Genomic DNA, 16,659 nt, shown 5'->3' on the forward strand with positions numbered 1-16,659 from the left:
TAATCACGCGCTCCGCCGCGCCCCCACGCCGCAGGGCTCAGCCGCCAATCTCGGCGATCAGCCGCAACCCGAACACGATCGTAGCGCGCGATCCGCCGGTGCGGTCGGCGCGCCGGATATATTGAATGTCGGGCTGGATCGACAGGAAGCGCGTCAGCCGGTCCTGATAGGTGATTTCCAAGCCCATCTCGCCATCGTCTGTCGCGACGCCCGCATCGAGCATCGCCGCGCGGTAGCAATCGGTGAGCAGGCCGTGCTGGAGCCCGATCGAGAATTGCCCGTCGGGCCGCCCCGGCAGCACGCCCTGCATCAGCAACCCGGCCTGGAACCCGCCCCGGAACGGCGTGGTGCGCCCCTCCGAGAGCCCGGCGCGCAGGAACAGGTGGGTGCTACGGTCCTCGCCCCCCGCAATCTTCTGGTCGACCAGCAGATAGCCGCCCGCCGCCACGCGCTTGACCGGCTCGCCGAGCGGCGTCGTCGCCCGGTAATCATCCTGCCGGCGGGTGTAGCGCCAAACGCCGAGCGCAAGCTTGCCGCCCATCATGGTGCCCCCCTCGGCGATCAGCAGCGCACCGTCGCGCATCGAGAAATCGACGCCATTGGGGTCCCCGAGCACGCCCGCATGTGCATTCACCGCCGCGACGCGGAAATAGCCGCGCTTGCCGAGTTGCACGTTCACGCGCGCAGTGAGCGCCGTCGACGGAAAGATCGAGGGGCCGTTGGGGCCCGTCGCCGCGAGTTCGGAGCCGATGCCGAACGCAGGCGCGATCAGCAGCCCGGCGGCATCATTCTGGTAGAATTCGGCGTTCAGGTCGCTCAGCCCGAGCCGGAGCGAGACGCGCCCCCCGGCCAGCGACTGTTCCAGCCATGCCTCGTACAATTTGGCCCGGTGCTCGGCGACTTCGATGTTGTTGATACCCTGGAGCGTGCCCGCAGCGTTGTTCGCGGCGCCGCCTGCGGTGGCGAGCAGATGCACTCCGCCGGTCAGCCCGCTGGCGCCGATCAGCCTGTCGAAATCGAACCCGGCTTCGGCCTCGACGTCGTGGAGCACATAGCTGCGCGCGCCGCCTGCGCCCTTGGCCACGGTCACGGCATCGACCGTATAGGTCGCGCTCAGCGTGACGGGGGCCGGTGCGTCGGACTGTGCATGCGCGGGGCTGGCGCAGCATAGCGCACCGGCAAACAGCGTCGGGCAAATCTTGTCCATCTGAGCTTGTCTCGCATCGTGGCGATCCCCACGGACATTATAGGATCGTCCGCCCGCTTTCGGCTGCGGACCGGCTTTTTACCGGCGCCGTACCTGCGGGGCCGCGCCCGCCTATAATTAATCATCCCATGGCCCCGATGGCCGCCGCCCCCTATTCGGATGGACAAGTATGCGCACACTCCAGAGTCCAACATCGGATCGAGAAATGTCGCTAGGCGCGGCAACCCGGCTTGGCCGCAATCTGTTGCTGGCGCTGGTCCTCGTCTCGGGCACGATCGGCATCGCCGCCGCCTGGATGCAGGGCCACAGCCTGTCCAAGCTGCGCGAAGCGTCGTCGCTGCTGCAGAACCATTCGCTGGCCGACATGATGCACGACGCGGTCCGATCCGACGTGCTCGCCGCAATCGCCGCCAACAACCCGGCCAGCGGGCTGACGCGCGACGAAGTGCAGGCGGACTTTGCCGAACATCTGGACACGCTCGAAAAGGCGATCGGTGAAGACGCGGCATTTACCGGTGATGCAGAGGTCGCCGCCGTGACATCGCAGCTTGCAGCGCCGATGAAGGCCTATACCGATTCCGCACGCTCCACCTTCGACCTCGCGGCGAAGGACCCCGACGCCGCCAGCCGGCAGCTCCCGGCATTCTTCAAGCAGTTCCGCGTGCTCGAGACATCGATGGCGTCGGCCTCCGACGTGATCGAAAAGCATCAGCACGAAACCGAGGCCGCTGGAACGCGAACCGGAACGATCGCGGAGATCGTTCTCACGGTCACTCTGCTCGCGGGGATTGCCGCGGCGATCCGGCTCGCGCGCGCCGTCCATTCGCGCATCGTCGGGCCGATCGTCTCGCTCTCGCAAACGATGCGGCGGCTGGGCGAGGGCGATCTGTCCGCGCATCCCGAGGGCACCGAACGCGGCGATGAACTGGGCGAAATGGCCAATGCGATGCTCGCCTTCCGCGACCAGGTCGCCGAGGCCCAGCGCGGCACACGGGCCCAGGCCGAACTGATCGTCGACAGCCTGGGCACCGGGCTGGTCGCGCTCGCCGCCGGTGACCTCACTGCCCGGATACACGCCGATCTGGCGCCGCCGTTCACCCAGCTCAAGACCGACTTCAACGAAGCGCTGGACAGCCTGCGCACGCTGATCGGGTCGGTGTCGGAGACGACCTCAGCGATCCAGACCGGTTCGAACGAGATCGCCCAGGCGTCCGAGGATCTGGCGCGCCGCACCGAAGCCAACGCAGCGAGCCTCGAACAAACCGCCGCCGCCATCACCCAGATGGACCAGCGGCTGCGCGCGATCGCGACATCGGCAACGCGCACCGTCGACCGCGCCGATGGCGCGATCTCGACCGTGTCGGGGGGCCGCGCCGTGGCGGACGAGGCGGTGCAGGCAATGACGCGCGTGTCGGACAGCGCCAAGGGCATCGACAGCGTGATCGAGGGTCTCGACAAGATCGCGTTCCAGACGCGCGTCCTCGCGATGAACGCCGCGGTCGAGGCCGGGCGTGCGGGCGAAGCGGGCCGTGGTTTCGCGGTGGTCGCCGATCTGGTGTCGGCGCTTGCGATGCGCGCCGAGGAAGAGGCGGCGCGCGCACGCGACCAGCTGACTGCGACGCAGACCGACATCGTCACGGCAGTGCAGATGGTCGAGAAGGTCGACGACGCGCTTGCGAACATCTCCAGCGACGTCAGCGAAGTCCATGATCTGCTCCGCACGATCGCGACCGACAACCAGGCGCAATCCGCCGCGATCACGCAGGTCAGCAACGTCATCGGCGCGATGGACCAGTCGACCCAGCAAAACGCCGCGATGGTCGAACAAACCTCCGCCGCAGCGCGCAACCTGTCGACCGAGGTACAGTCGCTCACCAACCAGGCGGCCCGCTTCCAGATCGGCAACCGCCCGGCCCCGTCACGCTACGCGCCGCGGGCGCCCGCGAGGCCCAGCCACGCCAGCATCCCCGTCGCGGCGATGCCGGCACCGGCGGGCGATGGCGACTGGGCCTCGTTCTGACGATCGCCTGATCCCGGTTCGTCGGGGGGCTATCGCATATGGCCTCGGGCAAACATAAACGCCGTCATCCCAGCGAAGGCTGGGATCCATTCAGCCACTCCGCTCGACCCAAAAGCCGCTACCGAGCACCGAATGGATCCTGACTTTCGTCAGGATGACTCGGTTTTTGTCCTATGCGATTGCCCTAGGTTCGTCGGGGGGCGCTGCGGCACGGGTCGCGGCGCCCCCTTTCTTTTGCCCGTCCGCGATCGGCGCATGGAAAAGGGCGCCGCAGCATGTTGCCGCGGCGCCCGTTGCGTCCTGGTCTGGAAAGCGGATCAGGCGGCCATGCGCTCGGCGCGCAGCCCCTCCATGATCGTGCGGTTGATCGCGATCAGTTCGCCGATCGGCTCGCGGCCCGACATCACTTCGCTGGTGAAGCGTTCGACCCACAGCCCGAGCGAGATGATCTGGGCGCGCAGCGCGATCGGCAGGCCGTTGCCGCGGGCGCCGCAATCGGTGGCGAAGGCGGACCACATTTCGCGGTTGCGATGGAGCGGCTGCATCAGCAGCGCGCCTTTCAGCCCCGCGGCTTCGGCCTCCATCATCTCGCCGGTAATCTCGCTCATCAGCCGATACTCGGTCGAGCGTGGCGTCTCGGCCCGGCTGACGGCCGAGCGATAGGCGTTGAGAGTCATCTTGGCTCCTTTGCAGTTGCTCTCATTCTAGGAAGAAATTGCCGCCTTGGGTCGCGCCCTTCCTATAAGATTCGTGCGCCCACCGATGCGGGCGCGTTTCCAGGGAAACTGCATTGGCCGATTCCATTCTTCCGCACGCCCTGCCGGAGGCGCTCGACGGGCGCCCGGGCATCACGCTGCTGTCGCTCGACTGTTTCGACACGCTGTTGTGGCGCGACACCCATGCCCCGCGCGACCTGTTCGGTGCGTTGCCCGGCGTCACCGTCGCGCAGCGCCAATGGGCGGAATCGCGCGCGCGCAGCGCCGCGATGACGCGCCGCCGCCGCAACGAAGTGTCGATCACCGAAATCTATGCCGAGCTGTTTCCCAACGCGGACGATGCCGCGCGCGAAGCCGCGATCGCGCAGGAACTCGCCGCCGAGGCCCGCCACTGTTTCGGCTTCCGCCCGACGGTCGAGCTGATGCGGGAGGCGAAGCGCCGCGGGCTCCAGATCGCGATCGTGTCCGACACCTATCTCGACGAAGCGCAACTGCGCACGCTGATCGCCACCGCGGCGGGCGCCGACGTCGCCGCGCTGATCGAGCATGTTTTCTGCTCCTCCACCTATGGCGCGTCCAAGGGCGAGGGGCTGTACAAGCATGTGCTGAAGGCGCTGGGCATTGCGCCGAACGCGATCCTGCACATCGGCGACAATTATAAGGCCGACGTCGTGGGCGTGGCGCCGTTCGGCCCCCAGACGCTCCACCTCGAACAATTCCTGCCCCCGACCGAACAACGGCTTCGGCTCGAAGCTGCGGTCAGCGCGATGCTCCACGCCGTCGAACCCGGCGTGCCGACCACCGACCAGCCGCACCGTGCGACGCTGGCGGCGGGCGAGCCGGGGATCGCCGATCCCGCCGAAGCGCTGGGCTTTTCGGTGCTCGGCCCGGTGCTCCACGGCTTCAACCGCTGGATCGCCGACGAGGCCGCCGATCTGGGCGCGCGCCGGGGCGGCACCGTCCACCCGCTGTTCCTGATGCGCGACGGCCATCTGCCGCTGCTGATGCACCGTGCCGGTGGCAGCGACGTGCCGGGGCATGCGATCGAGATCAGCCGTTTTACGGCAACCGCCGCCGCCTTCACCGACGAGGCCGCGATCCATCGCTATCTCCAGCACGAAGCGGGCACCGATCCCAAGGCGATGGCGAAGCAGCTTCTGCTCCCGCCCGCCGAAATCGCGATGGTGATGAAGCAGCTTCCGGCGAAGGACGCGCACGCGGCATTTGTTCGCGCGATCGTCACCCCCTCGCGGATGCGGCGGATCATCGCCGCCTCGCGCGCCTTTGCCGATCGCCTGATCGCGCATGTCCGCGCGACCGTCGACCCGGCGCCGGGCGACACGCTGATGCTGGTCGATCTCGGCTATAACGGCTCGGTCCAGAACGAAATCGAGCCGGTGCTGCGCCGCTTGCTCGATATCGAGGTTGCCGGCCGCTATCTGCTGCTGCGCGAGCAGTTCCAGAGCGGCTTCGACAAAAGGGGCTTTCTCGACGCGCGCCATTATGACGCCCACACGCTCGAGGCGATGTGCGGCAATGTCGCAGTCGTCGAGCAGATCTGCACCGCGGCGCAGGGCTCGGTCATCGACTATACGCCGGAGGGCAAACCGCTCCGTCGCGAAAACAGCATCAAGGGCCGCCAGAGCGCCGTGCGCGAACGCGTCCAGCAGGGTTGTGTCCGGTTCGAGCGCGAACAGCGCGACGCGATCGTGCGCCCCTCCACTCCCGACGACGGCGCGATGTGGCGGCGGGGTGCGGCGGCGGCGCTGGCCCGGCTGATGTTCCTGCCGATGCCCGGCGAACTCGCGGTCGTCTCCGAATTCGAGCACGACGTGAACCTGGGCGGCGACAATGTCGTCCCGCTGTTCGACACCGCAGTCGCGCAGCGTGGCCTGCGCCAGCGCGGGCTGTTCTACATGAAGGGGTCGGAGCGCATGTACCTGCCCGCCGAGCTTCAGGGTGAGGGGCTGGCGCTCAAGATGACGCTGCTCGCGCACAAGCGGTTCGGGCTCGCGCTCAAATATGCCGATTTCATCGACCAGACGATCGCCCTGCCGGTGATCATCGCCGATGTGCAGGACGTCACGACCTGCACGATCACCGCGACGCCCACGCATGACGGCTATTATGTCGCGCCGATCCCGATCGGCGACTGCCGCTATTCGGTCGGGCTTCAGTTCGGCCAGCTTTACGACTGGCTCCAGGTCGACAGCGCGGTGTTCATGCCGACGCGCGACTTCCTCGCCGAACAGCCGCGGCCCGATGTCGAAGTCGCGGCGCGCCCGTCGCTGGAGGGCATGGCGCAGGCCGCGCCGCACCTGTTCCGCTGCGACGATGCCTTCGCGTTCATGATGGTTCCGCCCCCGCCGAAACGCAGCGGCGAGCAGATGATGCTGGCCGTCACCTTCCGCCCACTCGTCGAGCGGGGCCCGACGGCGGCACGCGCGCCGGCTCCCGCCACCATTGCGGGAGTCCGCGCATGACCGACCTCCTCATCCATTCGATGACCGAGTTCGCCGAGATCATCGGCGGCACGCTGACGCTCGCCGAGGCGCGCAACCTGGCCGAGATCGGCGCGGAGTTCGGCGGCATGTCCCAGCTTCTCGCGCACCATGCCGAGGCTGCAGGCGGCACGCTGACCAGCATCGACCCCGCACCCAAGCCCGACTTCGTCGAATGGGCGGCGCATTCGGCGACGGTCACGCACCTCGCCGCGCCCAGCCTGGAGGCAATGCCCGGACTGGCGGACATCGATGCCTGGATCATCGATGGCGACCATAATTACTATACCGTGCTGCACGAGTTGCGGATCGCCGATGCGCTGTCGCAACGCGACGGCAAGCCGCTGCTGGCACTGCTCCACGATGTCAGCTGGCCGTGCGCCCGGCGCGATTTCTACTACGCACCCGATCGCATCCCGCCCGAATGGCGCCACCCGCACAGTTTCGACCATGGCGTGATCCTGGGCGATCCCGGCGCACACCTCCGTCGCGGGCTCCGCGGCGAAGGGCATTTCGCCGTGGCTATGCACGAGGGGGGGCCGCGCAACGGCGTGCTCACCGCCGTGGAGGATTTCCTCGCCGACGCGCGTATGCCCGAACGGCCGCTGGGCTGGGCGTTCATTCCCGCGGTGCTGGGGCTGGGCATCGTTTTCGATGCCTCCGCGCCCTGGGCCGAGCCGCTCGCCGCCGCGCTGTTTCCCTATCACGACAATGCCTTGATCGCCTCGATCGAGCGCAACCGGCTGCGCAATTATCTCGCGGTGATCGAGTGGCAGGATCGTCACGCGGCCTGACGCGATTTCTGCGAAGGGCGTCCGCCCTCGGCAAATCCTTCCTATAATTCTTGGAAGCACCCAAAGAAAGTATTCGGCACCGTCATGCTCAACGGCATCGGCTTCATCATTATCCTGGTCTGCGTGTTCGGCAGTTTCGTGATTTCGGGCGGCAAGTTCGAAATCATCATCCATGCCCTGCCGCATGAGCTGATGGCGATCGGCGGTGCCGCGATCGGTTCGTTCATCGTGTCCAATTCGATGGCGACGGTGAAGAAGGCCGGCGGCGGCATTGTCCGCTCGTTCAAGGGGGCGCGCTGGAAGGCTACCGACTATAAGGACCTGCTGACGCTGCTGTTCGGACTGCTGACCACCTTCAAGAAGGGCGGCGCCACCGGGCTCGAGCCCCATCTCGACAAGCCCGAGGAAAGCACGCTGTTCCAGCCCTATCCGCGGCTGCTGAAGGATCATCACCTCATCGAGTTCATCTGCGATTACCTGCGCATGATGACGGTCAATTTCGAAGACCCGAACCAGCTCGACGCGGCGATGGACGCCGATATCGAAAAGCATCACCACGAAGAGGCGGGTCCGCAGCACGCGCTGCAGACCATGGCCGACGCGCTTCCCGCAATCGGCATCGTCGCGGCGGTGCTGGGCGTCATCAAGACGATGGGATCGATCGACCAGCCCACCGAAATCCTGGGCGCGATGATCGGCGGCGCGCTGGTCGGCACGTTCCTGGGCATTCTGCTCAGCTACTGCCTGGTCGCGCCGCTGGCCGGAAAGCTGCTCGAAATCATCGATGCGGACTCCAAGCCGTTCATGGTCGCGAAGACCGCGATCGTCGCATACGCCCAGAACCAGCCTGTGCAGGTCGCGATCGAGATCGCGCGCCGCATGACCCCCTCGGCGTACGCGCCGAGTTTCCAGCAACTCGAAACTGCTCTCGACGAGGCGAAAAATGGACTCAACCCAGCCGCTGCCTGACGTGGACGAGGAGCGCATGCTCCGGCTTCCGCCCCATGGCACCACCGTCACTGCGAACGACCTGCGCGCGCGCATCGTCGAGGCCGCCGATATCGAGGACGCGATCGAGATCGATGCGTCCCAGGTCGAAAGCGTCGGCCAGGCGGTGCTCCAGCTGCTCGTCGCCGCACGCGCCGATGCCGAGGCCTCGGGCCAACCCTTCACCATTCTCAACCCCAGCCACGCCTTTGTCGATCGCGTGACCCGCTGCCAGTTGGCAGGCGCAATCGGACTTGAAACCGGAGATGCACAGTGACCAAGCTGATCCTGACCGTCGATGACTCGGCCAGCATGCGAATGCTCTTAAAGGCATCGCTGACTGCCCAGGGCTATAAGATCGAAAGCGCCAATGACGGCCAGCACGGGCTGGAGCGGATGCGCGAGGTCAAGCCCGACCTGCTGATCACCGACATCAACATGCCCAAGATGGACGGCTTCGAGCTGATCGAAGCGGTGCGCGCCGAGGGTGAGTTCCGCGGCACGCCTATCCTGGTGCTGTCGACCGAATTCTCCGACGAGAAAAAGGCGCGCGCCCGTTCGGCAGGCGCCACCGGCTGGATCACCAAGCCCTTCGAGGCCGAGAAGCTGGGGGCGGCGATCCGCCGCGTGTGCCCGTGAACGACGATATGGACGAGATCCAGGCAATCTTCTTTGAAGAATGCACGGAGGGTCTGACCGCTGCCGAGGAAGGCCTGTCGGCCATGCAGGCTGGCGATGTCTCCGCCGAGACGATCGCGTCCGTGTTCCGCGCGGTCCATTCGATCAAGGGCGGCGCCGGCGCGTTCGGCCATGGCGACCTGACCGCGTTCGCGCACAAGTTCGAGAATGTGCTCGACGAAGTGCGCGCGGGCAAGATCGCCCCCACCCCCGGCGTCATCAAGGTGATGCTCAGTTCGTTCGACATCCTCGCCGACCATGTCGCGACGGCAAAGGGCCTCGCCCCGCGCCCGAACGACACCGCCGCGCTGGCCGTGCTCGAACAGGTGCTCGCGGACAAGGGCGTTCCCGAGGGCGATGGCGCGAGCGCAGCTCCGGCTCCGGCTCCGGCTGCGGCCGCTCCGGCCCCCGCACCTGCACCTGCACCTGCACCTGCACCTGCCCCTGCAGCCGCCGGCGATGAAGACGAATTCGGCTTCAGCCCGGTGCTCGTGTCGCTCGACGAGTTCGAGGCCCCGGCGCCTGAGCCCGTCGCCGCCCCCGGCTGGACCGTGCGGTTCAAGCCGTCGCGCGCCGCGCTCGCCAATGCCGGCGAACCGCTGCTGACGATCCGCGAACTCGAAGGGTTGGGTGCGACGGTCGAGGCCGTCGAATCTGCCGACCTGCCGCCGCTGCGCGAACTCGATCCCGAGGACAGCTATTTCACCTGGGTGCTCAGCCTTCCGGGCGACGTCGCCGAGCGTGACATCACCGATTGTTTCGATTTCGTCGCGCCGGATTCCGTCGTCGAGGTGCGCCGCACCGACGCCGCGCCTGCAGCGAATGCGAACGCACCGGCGGACGATGGCGATGCAATCCCGTTCGAACCCGTGACCGCGTCGGTCGAGGAACTCGCCACGCAGTTTGAGCAGGTGGTGGCAGCGATTGCCGCCCCCCCTGCGCCCGTCGCGACGCTCGCGGCGGCGGCCACGCCGCCCGGCGGCGGCGCCGGCGGCGGCAATAGCGGCAGCGGCGGCGGCAACACCGGCGGCGGCGCCCCCAAGCCCGCCGAAGCGGCGCAGACGATCCGCGTCGATCTGGTCAAGCTGGACCTGCTGCTCAACCTTGTCGGCGAGCTGGTGATCCGCAACTCGATCCTGGCCGACCGGCTGTCGCCCGCCGATCGCGTGCGCGTCGAACTGCCCGAACTGGCGCGGCTGACGCGCCAGATCCAGGACAATGTGATGTCGCTGCGCGCGCAGCCCATCCGCCAGGCGTTCAGCCGCGTCCCCCGGATGCTGCGCGACCTGTCGGTCGAGACCGGCAAGACGATCAACCTCGAAACCTATGGCGAGACGACCGAAGTCGACAAGGGCGTGATCGAGAAGATCGGCGATCCGCTGACGCACATGATCCGCAACGCCGCCGATCACGGGCTGGAAGGCCCCGAGGAGCGCATCGCCGCGGGCAAGGACCCGGCGGGGACGATCAAGCTGTCCGCCGAGCAGCGCGGCGCGCGCATCTTCGTGCGCGTCCAGGACGACGGTCGCGGCATCAACCGCGAGCGCGTGCGCGCCAAGGCGATCGAAAAGGGAATCATCGCCGGCGATGCGGTGCTGACCAACGAAGAGATCGACCAGCTGATCTGCGCCCCGGGCTTCTCGACGGCGGAGACCATCTCGAACATCTCGGGCCGCGGCGTGGGGATGGACGTCGTCCGCTCCAACGTCGAGGCGCTGGGCGGGCGCGTGGAAATCCACTCGGTCCCCGGCGAAGGCACGACCTTCACGATGATCCTGCCGCTGACGCTCGCCATCCTTGACGGGATGATCGTCCGCCTCGCCGGCCAGCGCTTCGTGCTGCCGCTCAGCCATGTGCTCGAGACGGTCCAGCCCGAACCCGGCCAGGTCAAGCGGACCTCGCCCGACAGCGAAGTGATCGACATGCGCGGCCAATATGTGCCGGTGAAGCGTGCGACCGAAATCTTCGGCCTCAACGACGATCGCAACGTCGAGGACTCGCTCGTGGTGATCGTGGAAAGCGAAGTATCCGGCAAGGTCGGCCTGGTCGTCGACACGATCGACGATCGCCGCGAAGTGGTGATCAAGAGCCTCGACCAGAACCTGCACCCGATCCGCGGGCTGGGTGGCGCCACCATCCTGGGTGACGGCTCGATCGCACTGATCCTCGACATCGAGGCGCTCGTCACGGCGCCCCCCTCCTCCACTCGTTACGTTCCGAAAGGACTGGCAGCATGACCAACGATACTTCCGACCGCAAGATCGTCACCTTCTCGCTTGGCAAGCAGACCTTCGGGATCGACATGCGGGCGCTGATCGAAATCCGCGAATGGGATGAGCCAACCCCGCTCCCCAACGTGCCGAGCTTCGTCAAGGGCGTGACCAATTTGCGCGGCAACGTGATCCCGGTGGTCGGCCTTGCCGAGCGGCTGGGCTGGGAAGCCAGCGCGATCCATTCGCGCTCGTGCATCCTGGTGGTGAACATCGCGGGCAAGCAGGCCGGTTTCCTGGTCGACGAAGTCAACGACATCGTCGCGATCGGCGAGACCGAGATCCAGCCCGCCCCCGAAGTGGAGACGATCGAGGCCAGCGTCATTGCCGGGCTGGTCCGCATCGCCACCCGCGCCAAGGACGGCACGCGGGACGAGAACGGCACGATGGTGCTCCTGCTCGATCTCGACGCGCTGAGCCTGACCAAGCATCTGGATCTGGCAGCGTGACCGCCGCGGGGGGCGCCTCGGCGCTCGCCGGGGGAAACGCGTCGATGTCGACGAGCCACAATGCGGAACTGTCTCCGCGTGATTTCGCTGCGATCGCCGCGATCATGCACGAAGAGGCACGGATCGCGCTGACCGAGGCGAAGACCACGTTGGTCCAGTCGCGGCTGGCACGGCGGTTGCGCGAACATGGGCTGAACAAGTTCAGCGACTATGTGGCGCTGGTCGAACGCGATGCGGATGAGCGGCAGACGATGGTGGTCGCGCTGACTACCAATCACACGCACTTCTTCCGCGAGCCGCATCATTTCGATCATTTCCGCAGCACCGTGTTGCCGGAACTGAAGCGGCGCGACGGGCCGATCCGCATCTGGTCCGCCGGATGTTCCTCGGGCGAGGAAGTGTTCACGATCGCGATGTGCCTGCTGGGCGAGGACCGCACCTCGGCTTCGTGGCTGCGCCATGCCGATGTCCGGCTGCTCGCGACCGACATCGCGCCGCATGTGGTGGAATCGGTGCAACGCGGCTTCTACGCCGAGAATACCGTCGCCGGTATTCCCGAGCCGTATCGCAGCACCTGGCTTCGCCCCGCTCCGGGCGGGTTCGTGATGGCGGAGGAAGCGCGCCAGCTGGTGACCGCGCGCGTGCTCAACCTGTTCGCCGCCTGGCCGCTCAAGGCTGCATATGATGTGATCTTCTGCCGCAACGTGATGATCTACTTCGCCGATCCCGCGAAGCGCGAACTCGAACAGCGCTTCGTCAACCAGCTGGCACCGGGCGGCCATCTGTACATCGGCCATTCCGAACGCCTGATCGGTGCCGCGGCAGAGAATATGATCTCGTGCGGGCACACCATGTATAAAAAGCCGGAGGCTAGAGGATGAAGCCCGTTCGAACCCTCATCGTCGACGACAGCGCATCGATGCGCGCGACGTTGAAACGCATGCTGTCGGCCGATCCCGAGATCGAAGTCGTCGGCATGGCGCCCGAACCCTATGCGGCGCGCGACATGATCAAGGCGCTCAATCCCGACGTGCTGACGCTCGACGTGGAAATGCCGGGGATGGACGGCCTGTCCTTCCTCGAACGGATCATGCGGCTGCGCCCGATGCCGGTGGTCATGTGCTCGACGCTGACCGCGCGCGGCGCCCAGGTGACGATCGAGGCGCTGCGTCTCGGCGCGGTCGATTATGTGACCAAGCCCAGCGGTACGCCCGAGGATATCGAGCGCGACGCCGAGCTGCTGTGCGAAAAGGTGAAGGCGGCGGCCCGTTCAGTGGCACGCGCCGGCCCGCAGCGGCTGCCGATGCAGCCCAAGGGGTCCGCAGGCGCGCGCGGCGACACGCTGATCGCGATCGGTTCGTCGACCGGCGGCGTCGAGGCGCTGTTCTCGATCCTGCCTTCGATGCCCGAGGACAGCCCGCCGATCCTGGTCGTCCAGCACATGCCGGCGACCTTCACGCGGAGCTTCGCCGAACGGCTCAACAGCGAATGTCGCGTCCAGGTCGTAGAAGCGACGAACGGCGCCGCCGTGCAGCCGGGAACCGTCTATATTGCTCCTGGAGGGTTGATGCACATGGAACTGTCCGGCGGCGCGAGGGGGCATATCAAATTGCGCCCGGGCGATCCGGTCGGGGGGCATCGCCCCGCAGTCGACGTATTGTTCCGTTCGGTCGCGCCGCTGGGCCCGTCGGTCGTCGGCGTCATCCTGACCGGGATGGGAGCGGACGGCGCAACCGGGCTCCTGGCGATGCGCCAGGCCGGTGCCCGCACGCTGGCGCAATCGCGCGAGACCTGCGTGGTCTGGGGAATGCCGCGTGCCGCGAAGGAAGCGGGCGCGGTGGAGAAAGAAGTTGGCCTGTCGGCCATGCCCGAGGCGATCCTCAAGGCATGCCGGGCCGAAACGAGCAAAGTTGGGAGCGTTTGATGCCCGCTGCAGCACAGATCAAGGTGATGGTCGTCGACGACCAGACCAGTATGCGCGCGATGATCCGTCGCGCGCTGCAGGATCTGGGGTTCAAGGACGTGCGCGACAAGCCGAGTGCGACCGAGGCGCTGTCGTCGATCAAGAGCGATCGCGTCCACCTGGTGATTTCCGATTATAACATGCCCGACATGGACGGCCTCCAGTTCCTGGAAGCGGTCCGCGGCGATCCCGTGATCGGCAAGACCGTGTTCATCATGCTGACCGGCTCCGCCGACCGCGAAGTGGTCCAGAAGGCGGCCGCGCTGGGAGTGAACAATTACGTCGTGAAGCCCTTCGCGCCGGCGGCGCTGAAGGAGAAGATCGAGCGCGTTTTCGGCGAGCTCACCTGATGCGCCGGGTCTCGATTGTCCAGGGCGAGAACGCCATATTGGGCGAGCCGAACGTCGTGATCTCCACGCTGCTCGGCAGTTGCGTCGCGGCATGCCTGTACGATCCGGTCGCAAAGGTCGGGGGCATGAACCATTTCCTGCTGGGCGAGCCCGGCGCAGACCAGACCGTCGCGAAGAGCGACATGTCGCGATACGGCATCCACGCGATGGAATTGCTGATCAACGGCATGATGGCAAAGGGCGCGGTCCGCAACCGGCTCCAGGCGCACCTCTATGGCGGTGCCACCATCGTCCAGGGGCTCGGCGCGATCGGGGCATCCAATGCCGCGTTCGCCAAGCGCTTCATGGAGGCAGAAGGCATTTCGGTGGGGCATTGCGACCTGGGCGGGCGCAGCGCCCGCAAGATCGAGTTCATGCCCTATGACGGGCGCAGCCGCTGCACCCATGTCGCCGAACGCGTGCCCGAGCCCGTCCCCGTTTCGATACCCCGTCCGGTCGACGGCGGAGATTTGGAGTTGTTCTGATGTCGTGCCTTCCCCTCCAGCCGCATGCCAAAGGCGCCGAGGCGCTTCCGGGTTTCGATCCCTTTTCCGCGGTGCTCCATACCGTCATCGCGCGTGAAATCCGCGAAATCCGCGAAAAGCTGGAGGGGCTGGCCGAAGTGCTGGTCTGCGACGAGCATTTCGTGAACTCCTATCTGGAGCAGCTCCAGGCCTTCGACTATCTGATCCAGCATTCCGACGAATGCGTGAACCTGCTGGAACGGATCGCCGGTGGCGAGGATTCGCTGACTGCGATCAACCATGTCCGCCTGGGCGCGGTGCAGCAGCGGCTTCGCCAGGCGCTGGAGGGCTAGTCCGTGGCATCGCCGAATGCCGACCGGCCGATCATCATCAAGAAGGTCAAGAAGGTCGCCGGCGGACATCACGGCGGCGCCTGGAAGGTTGCCTATGCCGATTTCGTCACGGCGATGATGGCGTTCTTCATGCTGCTCTGGCTGATCTCGAACCCCGACAAGGCACGGCTGAAGGGTCTTGCCCAATATTTCACGCCGAGCGTGGGCGACAGCGCACCGGCGACGCCCGTGATGGGCGCCTCGACCGGCGCCGGCGGCCAGGCGCGCAAATCGGCGACCGAGCCGACCAAGGCGAAGGGCACCCCGACCAGCGACGCGGCGACCGCGGGCGCCGCGCGCGGCGGCACCGCCAATGTGCCCGACGCATCGATGCGCGTCATCGCGACCGAGCTGCGGATCGCGCTGGATTCGGTGCCGCAGGACCGCGGCGAGAAACAGTCGGTCGACATCCAGCCGGACCGCGACGGGCTGCGCATCTCGCTGATGGATACCGATCGCCAGTCGATGTTCCGCGGCGGCACCGCCGATCTCAATCCCTATGCCCGCGCGATGCTGGCAAAGATCGCGGCGCGGCTTGCCAATTCGGGTTCGCAGATCGCGATCGAAGGGCATACCGACGGCAGCGGCGGCCAGAGCGACGCCAACTGGCGGCTCTCGGGCGAGCGCGCGCTCGCGGCACGCTCGGCGCTGATCGCAGCGGGCGTCACCCCGGATCGCTTTGCCGAAATCGTCGCGATGGGCGCGACCAAGCCGGTCTATCCCGACCAGCCCGATCGCCCCGAAAACCGCCGCATCACGATCGTGCTGAAGGGCGAGGCGTCGGCACTGCCGAGCGACTCCAGCTTCCGATTCTAAGAAGGACAGCCCGATGAAGAAGCTGGTATTCCTGCTGGTCATCCTCCTCGCCGGCCTCGGCGTCGGCGGTGGGGCCGCCTATGGCACCGCGCTGCTGCTGGGGCACAAGGCCGGGGGCGCCCAGGCGGCACCCCCACCCGAACCCGATCCGAGCTTTGTCGACGCCGGCCAGGTCCTGGCGCCGCTCGTCTTTCCCGACGGGCGCCTCGCGGGTTATGTCCAGGTGCAGATGCAGCTGATGGTGCCGCCCGACAAGGTCGGCTTCGTGACCGCGCGGCTGCCGCTGCTGCTCCACGGCATCAACCTGCGCACCTATCGCACCCCGATGGCTGCCGGCCCGGACGGGATGATCGTCAATATCGAGGCGTTCCGCAAGGTCGTGCTGACCGCCGCGCCCGAGGCGTTCGGCGCCGGCGTGGTGCGCAAGGTCGCAGTGACTGCGGCGACCCCGGCGTAACCCGGACCCGGATCATCACGGGGGCGCGGCGCGCGTCGATCGGCGCTTTACGTGCCCGCCAAGAACAAGCTGAAAAACAGATGCGATGGAGGTGACGGTGGAAGTCCTGCAAGCCAGCCCGATGCCCTTCCCGCCCTTGCCCGGTTCGGCGATCGCGCCGGTCGAGCGCGCACCGCGGACCATGACGACGTTGCTCGTCGGCAAGCTGCTGTGCGGCGCGGCGGGCGATCATCCCTGCCGCATTCGAAACCTCTCCGCGACGGGCATGCTCGTCGAGACCAGCCAGCCGCTTTTGCCCGGACAGCCGGTCACGGTCGAGCTGCGCGGCGGCGACCGGCTGGACGCCGCCGTCGCCTGGGCTGCGTCCGGCCGCGCCGGCTTGCGGTTCCTCGTCCCCGCCAGCGTCGACGCGATATTGGCCAACGCCCGGCCGCACGACGCCGTGCAGTCTTTCGCAAGGCTGTGGGCGCCAGCGCGCGGACCCTCCGCCGCTAGCTGATCACGCAAAAAGGGCCGGCGCGCTATCGCAGCCGGCCCTCCCTGGTCCGCCCCCTTT

The 16,659-nt window shown here is 67.0% G+C and carries 18 protein-coding genes; 16 read left to right on the plus strand and 2 right to left on the minus strand.

Annotation, left to right across the window (positions count from 1 at the left end; genetic code table 11):
- Window positions 1-37: 37 nt before the first annotated feature.
- Window positions 38-1,207: a carbohydrate porin gene (locus tag TS85_RS10875; RefSeq protein ID WP_044332127.1), complete on the minus strand. Its 1,170-nt coding sequence runs from the start codon at window positions 1,205-1,207 to the stop codon at window positions 38-40.
- Between the two features lie 205 nt (window positions 1,208-1,412).
- Here TS85_RS10875 and TS85_RS10880 point away from each other — a divergent pair, with 205 nt between their 5' ends.
- On the plus strand, window positions 1,413-3,227 hold the full coding sequence (locus TS85_RS10880) for a methyl-accepting chemotaxis protein (protein ID WP_044332128.1): 1,815 nt from the start codon (window positions 1,413-1,415) through the stop codon (window positions 3,225-3,227).
- A gap of 317 nt (window positions 3,228-3,544) precedes the next feature.
- Here TS85_RS10880 and flaF read toward each other — a convergent pair whose 3' ends face one another.
- Window positions 3,545-3,904, minus strand: a complete 360-nt coding sequence (gene flaF / locus TS85_RS10885; RefSeq protein WP_044332129.1) for a flagellar biosynthesis regulator FlaF — start codon at window positions 3,902-3,904, stop codon at window positions 3,545-3,547.
- Window positions 3,905-4,017: 113 nt separating this feature from the next.
- Here flaF and TS85_RS10890 point away from each other — a divergent pair, with 113 nt between their 5' ends.
- From TS85_RS10890 to TS85_RS10960, 15 genes are all read left to right on the plus strand, one after another.
- Complete coding sequence (locus tag TS85_RS10890) at window positions 4,018-6,426, plus strand: HAD family hydrolase (protein WP_044332130.1); 2,409 nt, start codon at window positions 4,018-4,020, stop codon at window positions 6,424-6,426.
- Window positions 6,423-7,238 (plus strand): class I SAM-dependent methyltransferase, encoded by an 816-nt coding sequence (locus tag TS85_RS10895; RefSeq protein ID WP_044332131.1) that lies wholly within the window; start codon window positions 6,423-6,425, stop codon window positions 7,236-7,238. Before TS85_RS10890 ends, TS85_RS10895 begins: the two co-directional genes overlap by 4 nt.
- Before the next feature lie 84 nt (window positions 7,239-7,322).
- Window positions 7,323-8,207 (plus strand): flagellar motor stator protein MotA, encoded by an 885-nt coding sequence (motA, locus tag TS85_RS10900; RefSeq protein ID WP_044332132.1) that lies wholly within the window; start codon window positions 7,323-7,325, stop codon window positions 8,205-8,207.
- 16 nt (window positions 8,208-8,223) lie between these two features.
- Window positions 8,224-8,502, plus strand: coding sequence for an STAS domain-containing protein (locus TS85_RS10905; RefSeq protein ID WP_227698761.1), 279 nt, complete (start codon window positions 8,224-8,226; stop codon window positions 8,500-8,502).
- On the plus strand, window positions 8,499-8,864 hold the full coding sequence (locus tag TS85_RS10910; protein WP_044332135.1) for a response regulator: 366 nt from the start codon (window positions 8,499-8,501) through the stop codon (window positions 8,862-8,864). The genes TS85_RS10905 and TS85_RS10910 overlap by 4 nt, the downstream gene beginning before the upstream one ends.
- An 8-nt stretch (window positions 8,865-8,872) precedes the next feature.
- Window positions 8,873-11,140 (plus strand): chemotaxis protein CheA, encoded by a 2,268-nt coding sequence (locus TS85_RS10915; RefSeq protein ID WP_407082123.1) that lies wholly within the window; start codon window positions 8,873-8,875, stop codon window positions 11,138-11,140.
- A complete protein-coding gene (locus TS85_RS10920) occupies window positions 11,137-11,622 on the plus strand; it encodes a chemotaxis protein CheW (RefSeq protein ID WP_044332137.1) in 486 nt (161 codons plus the stop codon). The genes TS85_RS10915 and TS85_RS10920 overlap by 4 nt, the downstream gene beginning before the upstream one ends.
- Window positions 11,619-12,503, plus strand: a complete 885-nt coding sequence (locus TS85_RS10925) for a CheR family methyltransferase (protein ID WP_052507852.1) — start codon at window positions 11,619-11,621, stop codon at window positions 12,501-12,503. The genes TS85_RS10920 and TS85_RS10925 overlap by 4 nt, the downstream gene beginning before the upstream one ends.
- The gene (locus tag TS85_RS10930) at window positions 12,500-13,546 is read left to right on the plus strand and encodes a protein-glutamate methylesterase/protein-glutamine glutaminase (protein ID WP_044332139.1); all 1,047 of its coding nucleotides are present in this window, start codon (window positions 12,500-12,502) and stop codon (window positions 13,544-13,546) included. Before TS85_RS10925 ends, TS85_RS10930 begins: the two co-directional genes overlap by 4 nt.
- On the plus strand, window positions 13,546-13,935 hold the full coding sequence (locus TS85_RS10935) for a response regulator (RefSeq protein WP_044332140.1): 390 nt from the start codon (window positions 13,546-13,548) through the stop codon (window positions 13,933-13,935). The genes TS85_RS10930 and TS85_RS10935 overlap by 1 nt, the downstream gene beginning before the upstream one ends.
- Window positions 13,935-14,459, plus strand: a complete 525-nt coding sequence (locus TS85_RS10940; protein ID WP_044332142.1) for a chemotaxis protein CheD — start codon at window positions 13,935-13,937, stop codon at window positions 14,457-14,459. The genes TS85_RS10935 and TS85_RS10940 overlap by 1 nt, the downstream gene beginning before the upstream one ends.
- Window positions 14,459-14,791, plus strand: a complete 333-nt coding sequence (locus tag TS85_RS10945; RefSeq protein WP_044332143.1) for a hypothetical protein — start codon at window positions 14,459-14,461, stop codon at window positions 14,789-14,791. Before TS85_RS10940 ends, TS85_RS10945 begins: the two co-directional genes overlap by 1 nt.
- Before the next feature lie 3 nt (window positions 14,792-14,794).
- Window positions 14,795-15,646, plus strand: a complete 852-nt coding sequence (locus tag TS85_RS10950; RefSeq protein WP_044332145.1) for a flagellar motor protein MotB — start codon at window positions 14,795-14,797, stop codon at window positions 15,644-15,646.
- A 13-nt stretch (window positions 15,647-15,659) separates the two neighbouring features.
- On the plus strand, window positions 15,660-16,103 hold the full coding sequence (locus TS85_RS10955; RefSeq protein ID WP_044332147.1) for a hypothetical protein: 444 nt from the start codon (window positions 15,660-15,662) through the stop codon (window positions 16,101-16,103).
- 97 nt (window positions 16,104-16,200) lie between these two features.
- Entirely contained in the window at window positions 16,201-16,602 is a 402-nt protein-coding gene (locus TS85_RS10960) for a PilZ domain-containing protein (protein WP_162184714.1), read from the plus strand.
- Window positions 16,603-16,659: the final 57 nt, after the last annotated feature.

This window comes from Sphingomonas hengshuiensis, assembly GCF_000935025.1.
Lineage (GTDB): Bacteria > Pseudomonadota > Alphaproteobacteria > Sphingomonadales > Sphingomonadaceae > Sphingomonas > Sphingomonas hengshuiensis.

What these genes read in the sequence shown, in the direction of transcription:
- TS85_RS10875 (WP_044332127.1), bottom strand. Translation starts at nt 1,207, where the DNA reads ATGGACAAGATTTGCCCGACGCTGTTTGCCGGTGCGCTATGCTGCGCC.
- TS85_RS10880 (WP_044332128.1), top strand. Translation starts at nt 1,413, where the DNA reads ATGTCGCTAGGCGCGGCAACCCGGCTTGGCCGCAATCTGTTGCTGGCG.
- flaF (WP_044332129.1), bottom strand. Translation starts at nt 3,904, where the DNA reads ATGACTCTCAACGCCTATCGCTCGGCCGTCAGCCGGGCCGAGACGCCA.
- TS85_RS10895 (WP_044332131.1), top strand. Translation starts at nt 6,423, where the DNA reads ATGACCGACCTCCTCATCCATTCGATGACCGAGTTCGCCGAGATCATC.
- motA (WP_044332132.1), top strand. Translation starts at nt 7,323, where the DNA reads ATGCTCAACGGCATCGGCTTCATCATTATCCTGGTCTGCGTGTTCGGC.
- TS85_RS10905 (WP_227698761.1), top strand. Translation starts at nt 8,224, where the DNA reads ATGCTCCGGCTTCCGCCCCATGGCACCACCGTCACTGCGAACGACCTG.
- TS85_RS10915 (WP_407082123.1), top strand. Translation starts at nt 8,873, where the DNA reads ATGGACGAGATCCAGGCAATCTTCTTTGAAGAATGCACGGAGGGTCTG.
- TS85_RS10920 (WP_044332137.1), top strand. Translation starts at nt 11,137, where the DNA reads ATGACCAACGATACTTCCGACCGCAAGATCGTCACCTTCTCGCTTGGC.
- TS85_RS10930 (WP_044332139.1), top strand. Translation starts at nt 12,500, where the DNA reads ATGAAGCCCGTTCGAACCCTCATCGTCGACGACAGCGCATCGATGCGC.
- TS85_RS10935 (WP_044332140.1), top strand. Translation starts at nt 13,546, where the DNA reads ATGCCCGCTGCAGCACAGATCAAGGTGATGGTCGTCGACGACCAGACC.
- TS85_RS10940 (WP_044332142.1), top strand. Translation starts at nt 13,935, where the DNA reads ATGCGCCGGGTCTCGATTGTCCAGGGCGAGAACGCCATATTGGGCGAG.
- TS85_RS10945 (WP_044332143.1), top strand. Translation starts at nt 14,459, where the DNA reads ATGTCGTGCCTTCCCCTCCAGCCGCATGCCAAAGGCGCCGAGGCGCTT.
- TS85_RS10955 (WP_044332147.1), top strand. Translation starts at nt 15,660, where the DNA reads ATGAAGAAGCTGGTATTCCTGCTGGTCATCCTCCTCGCCGGCCTCGGC.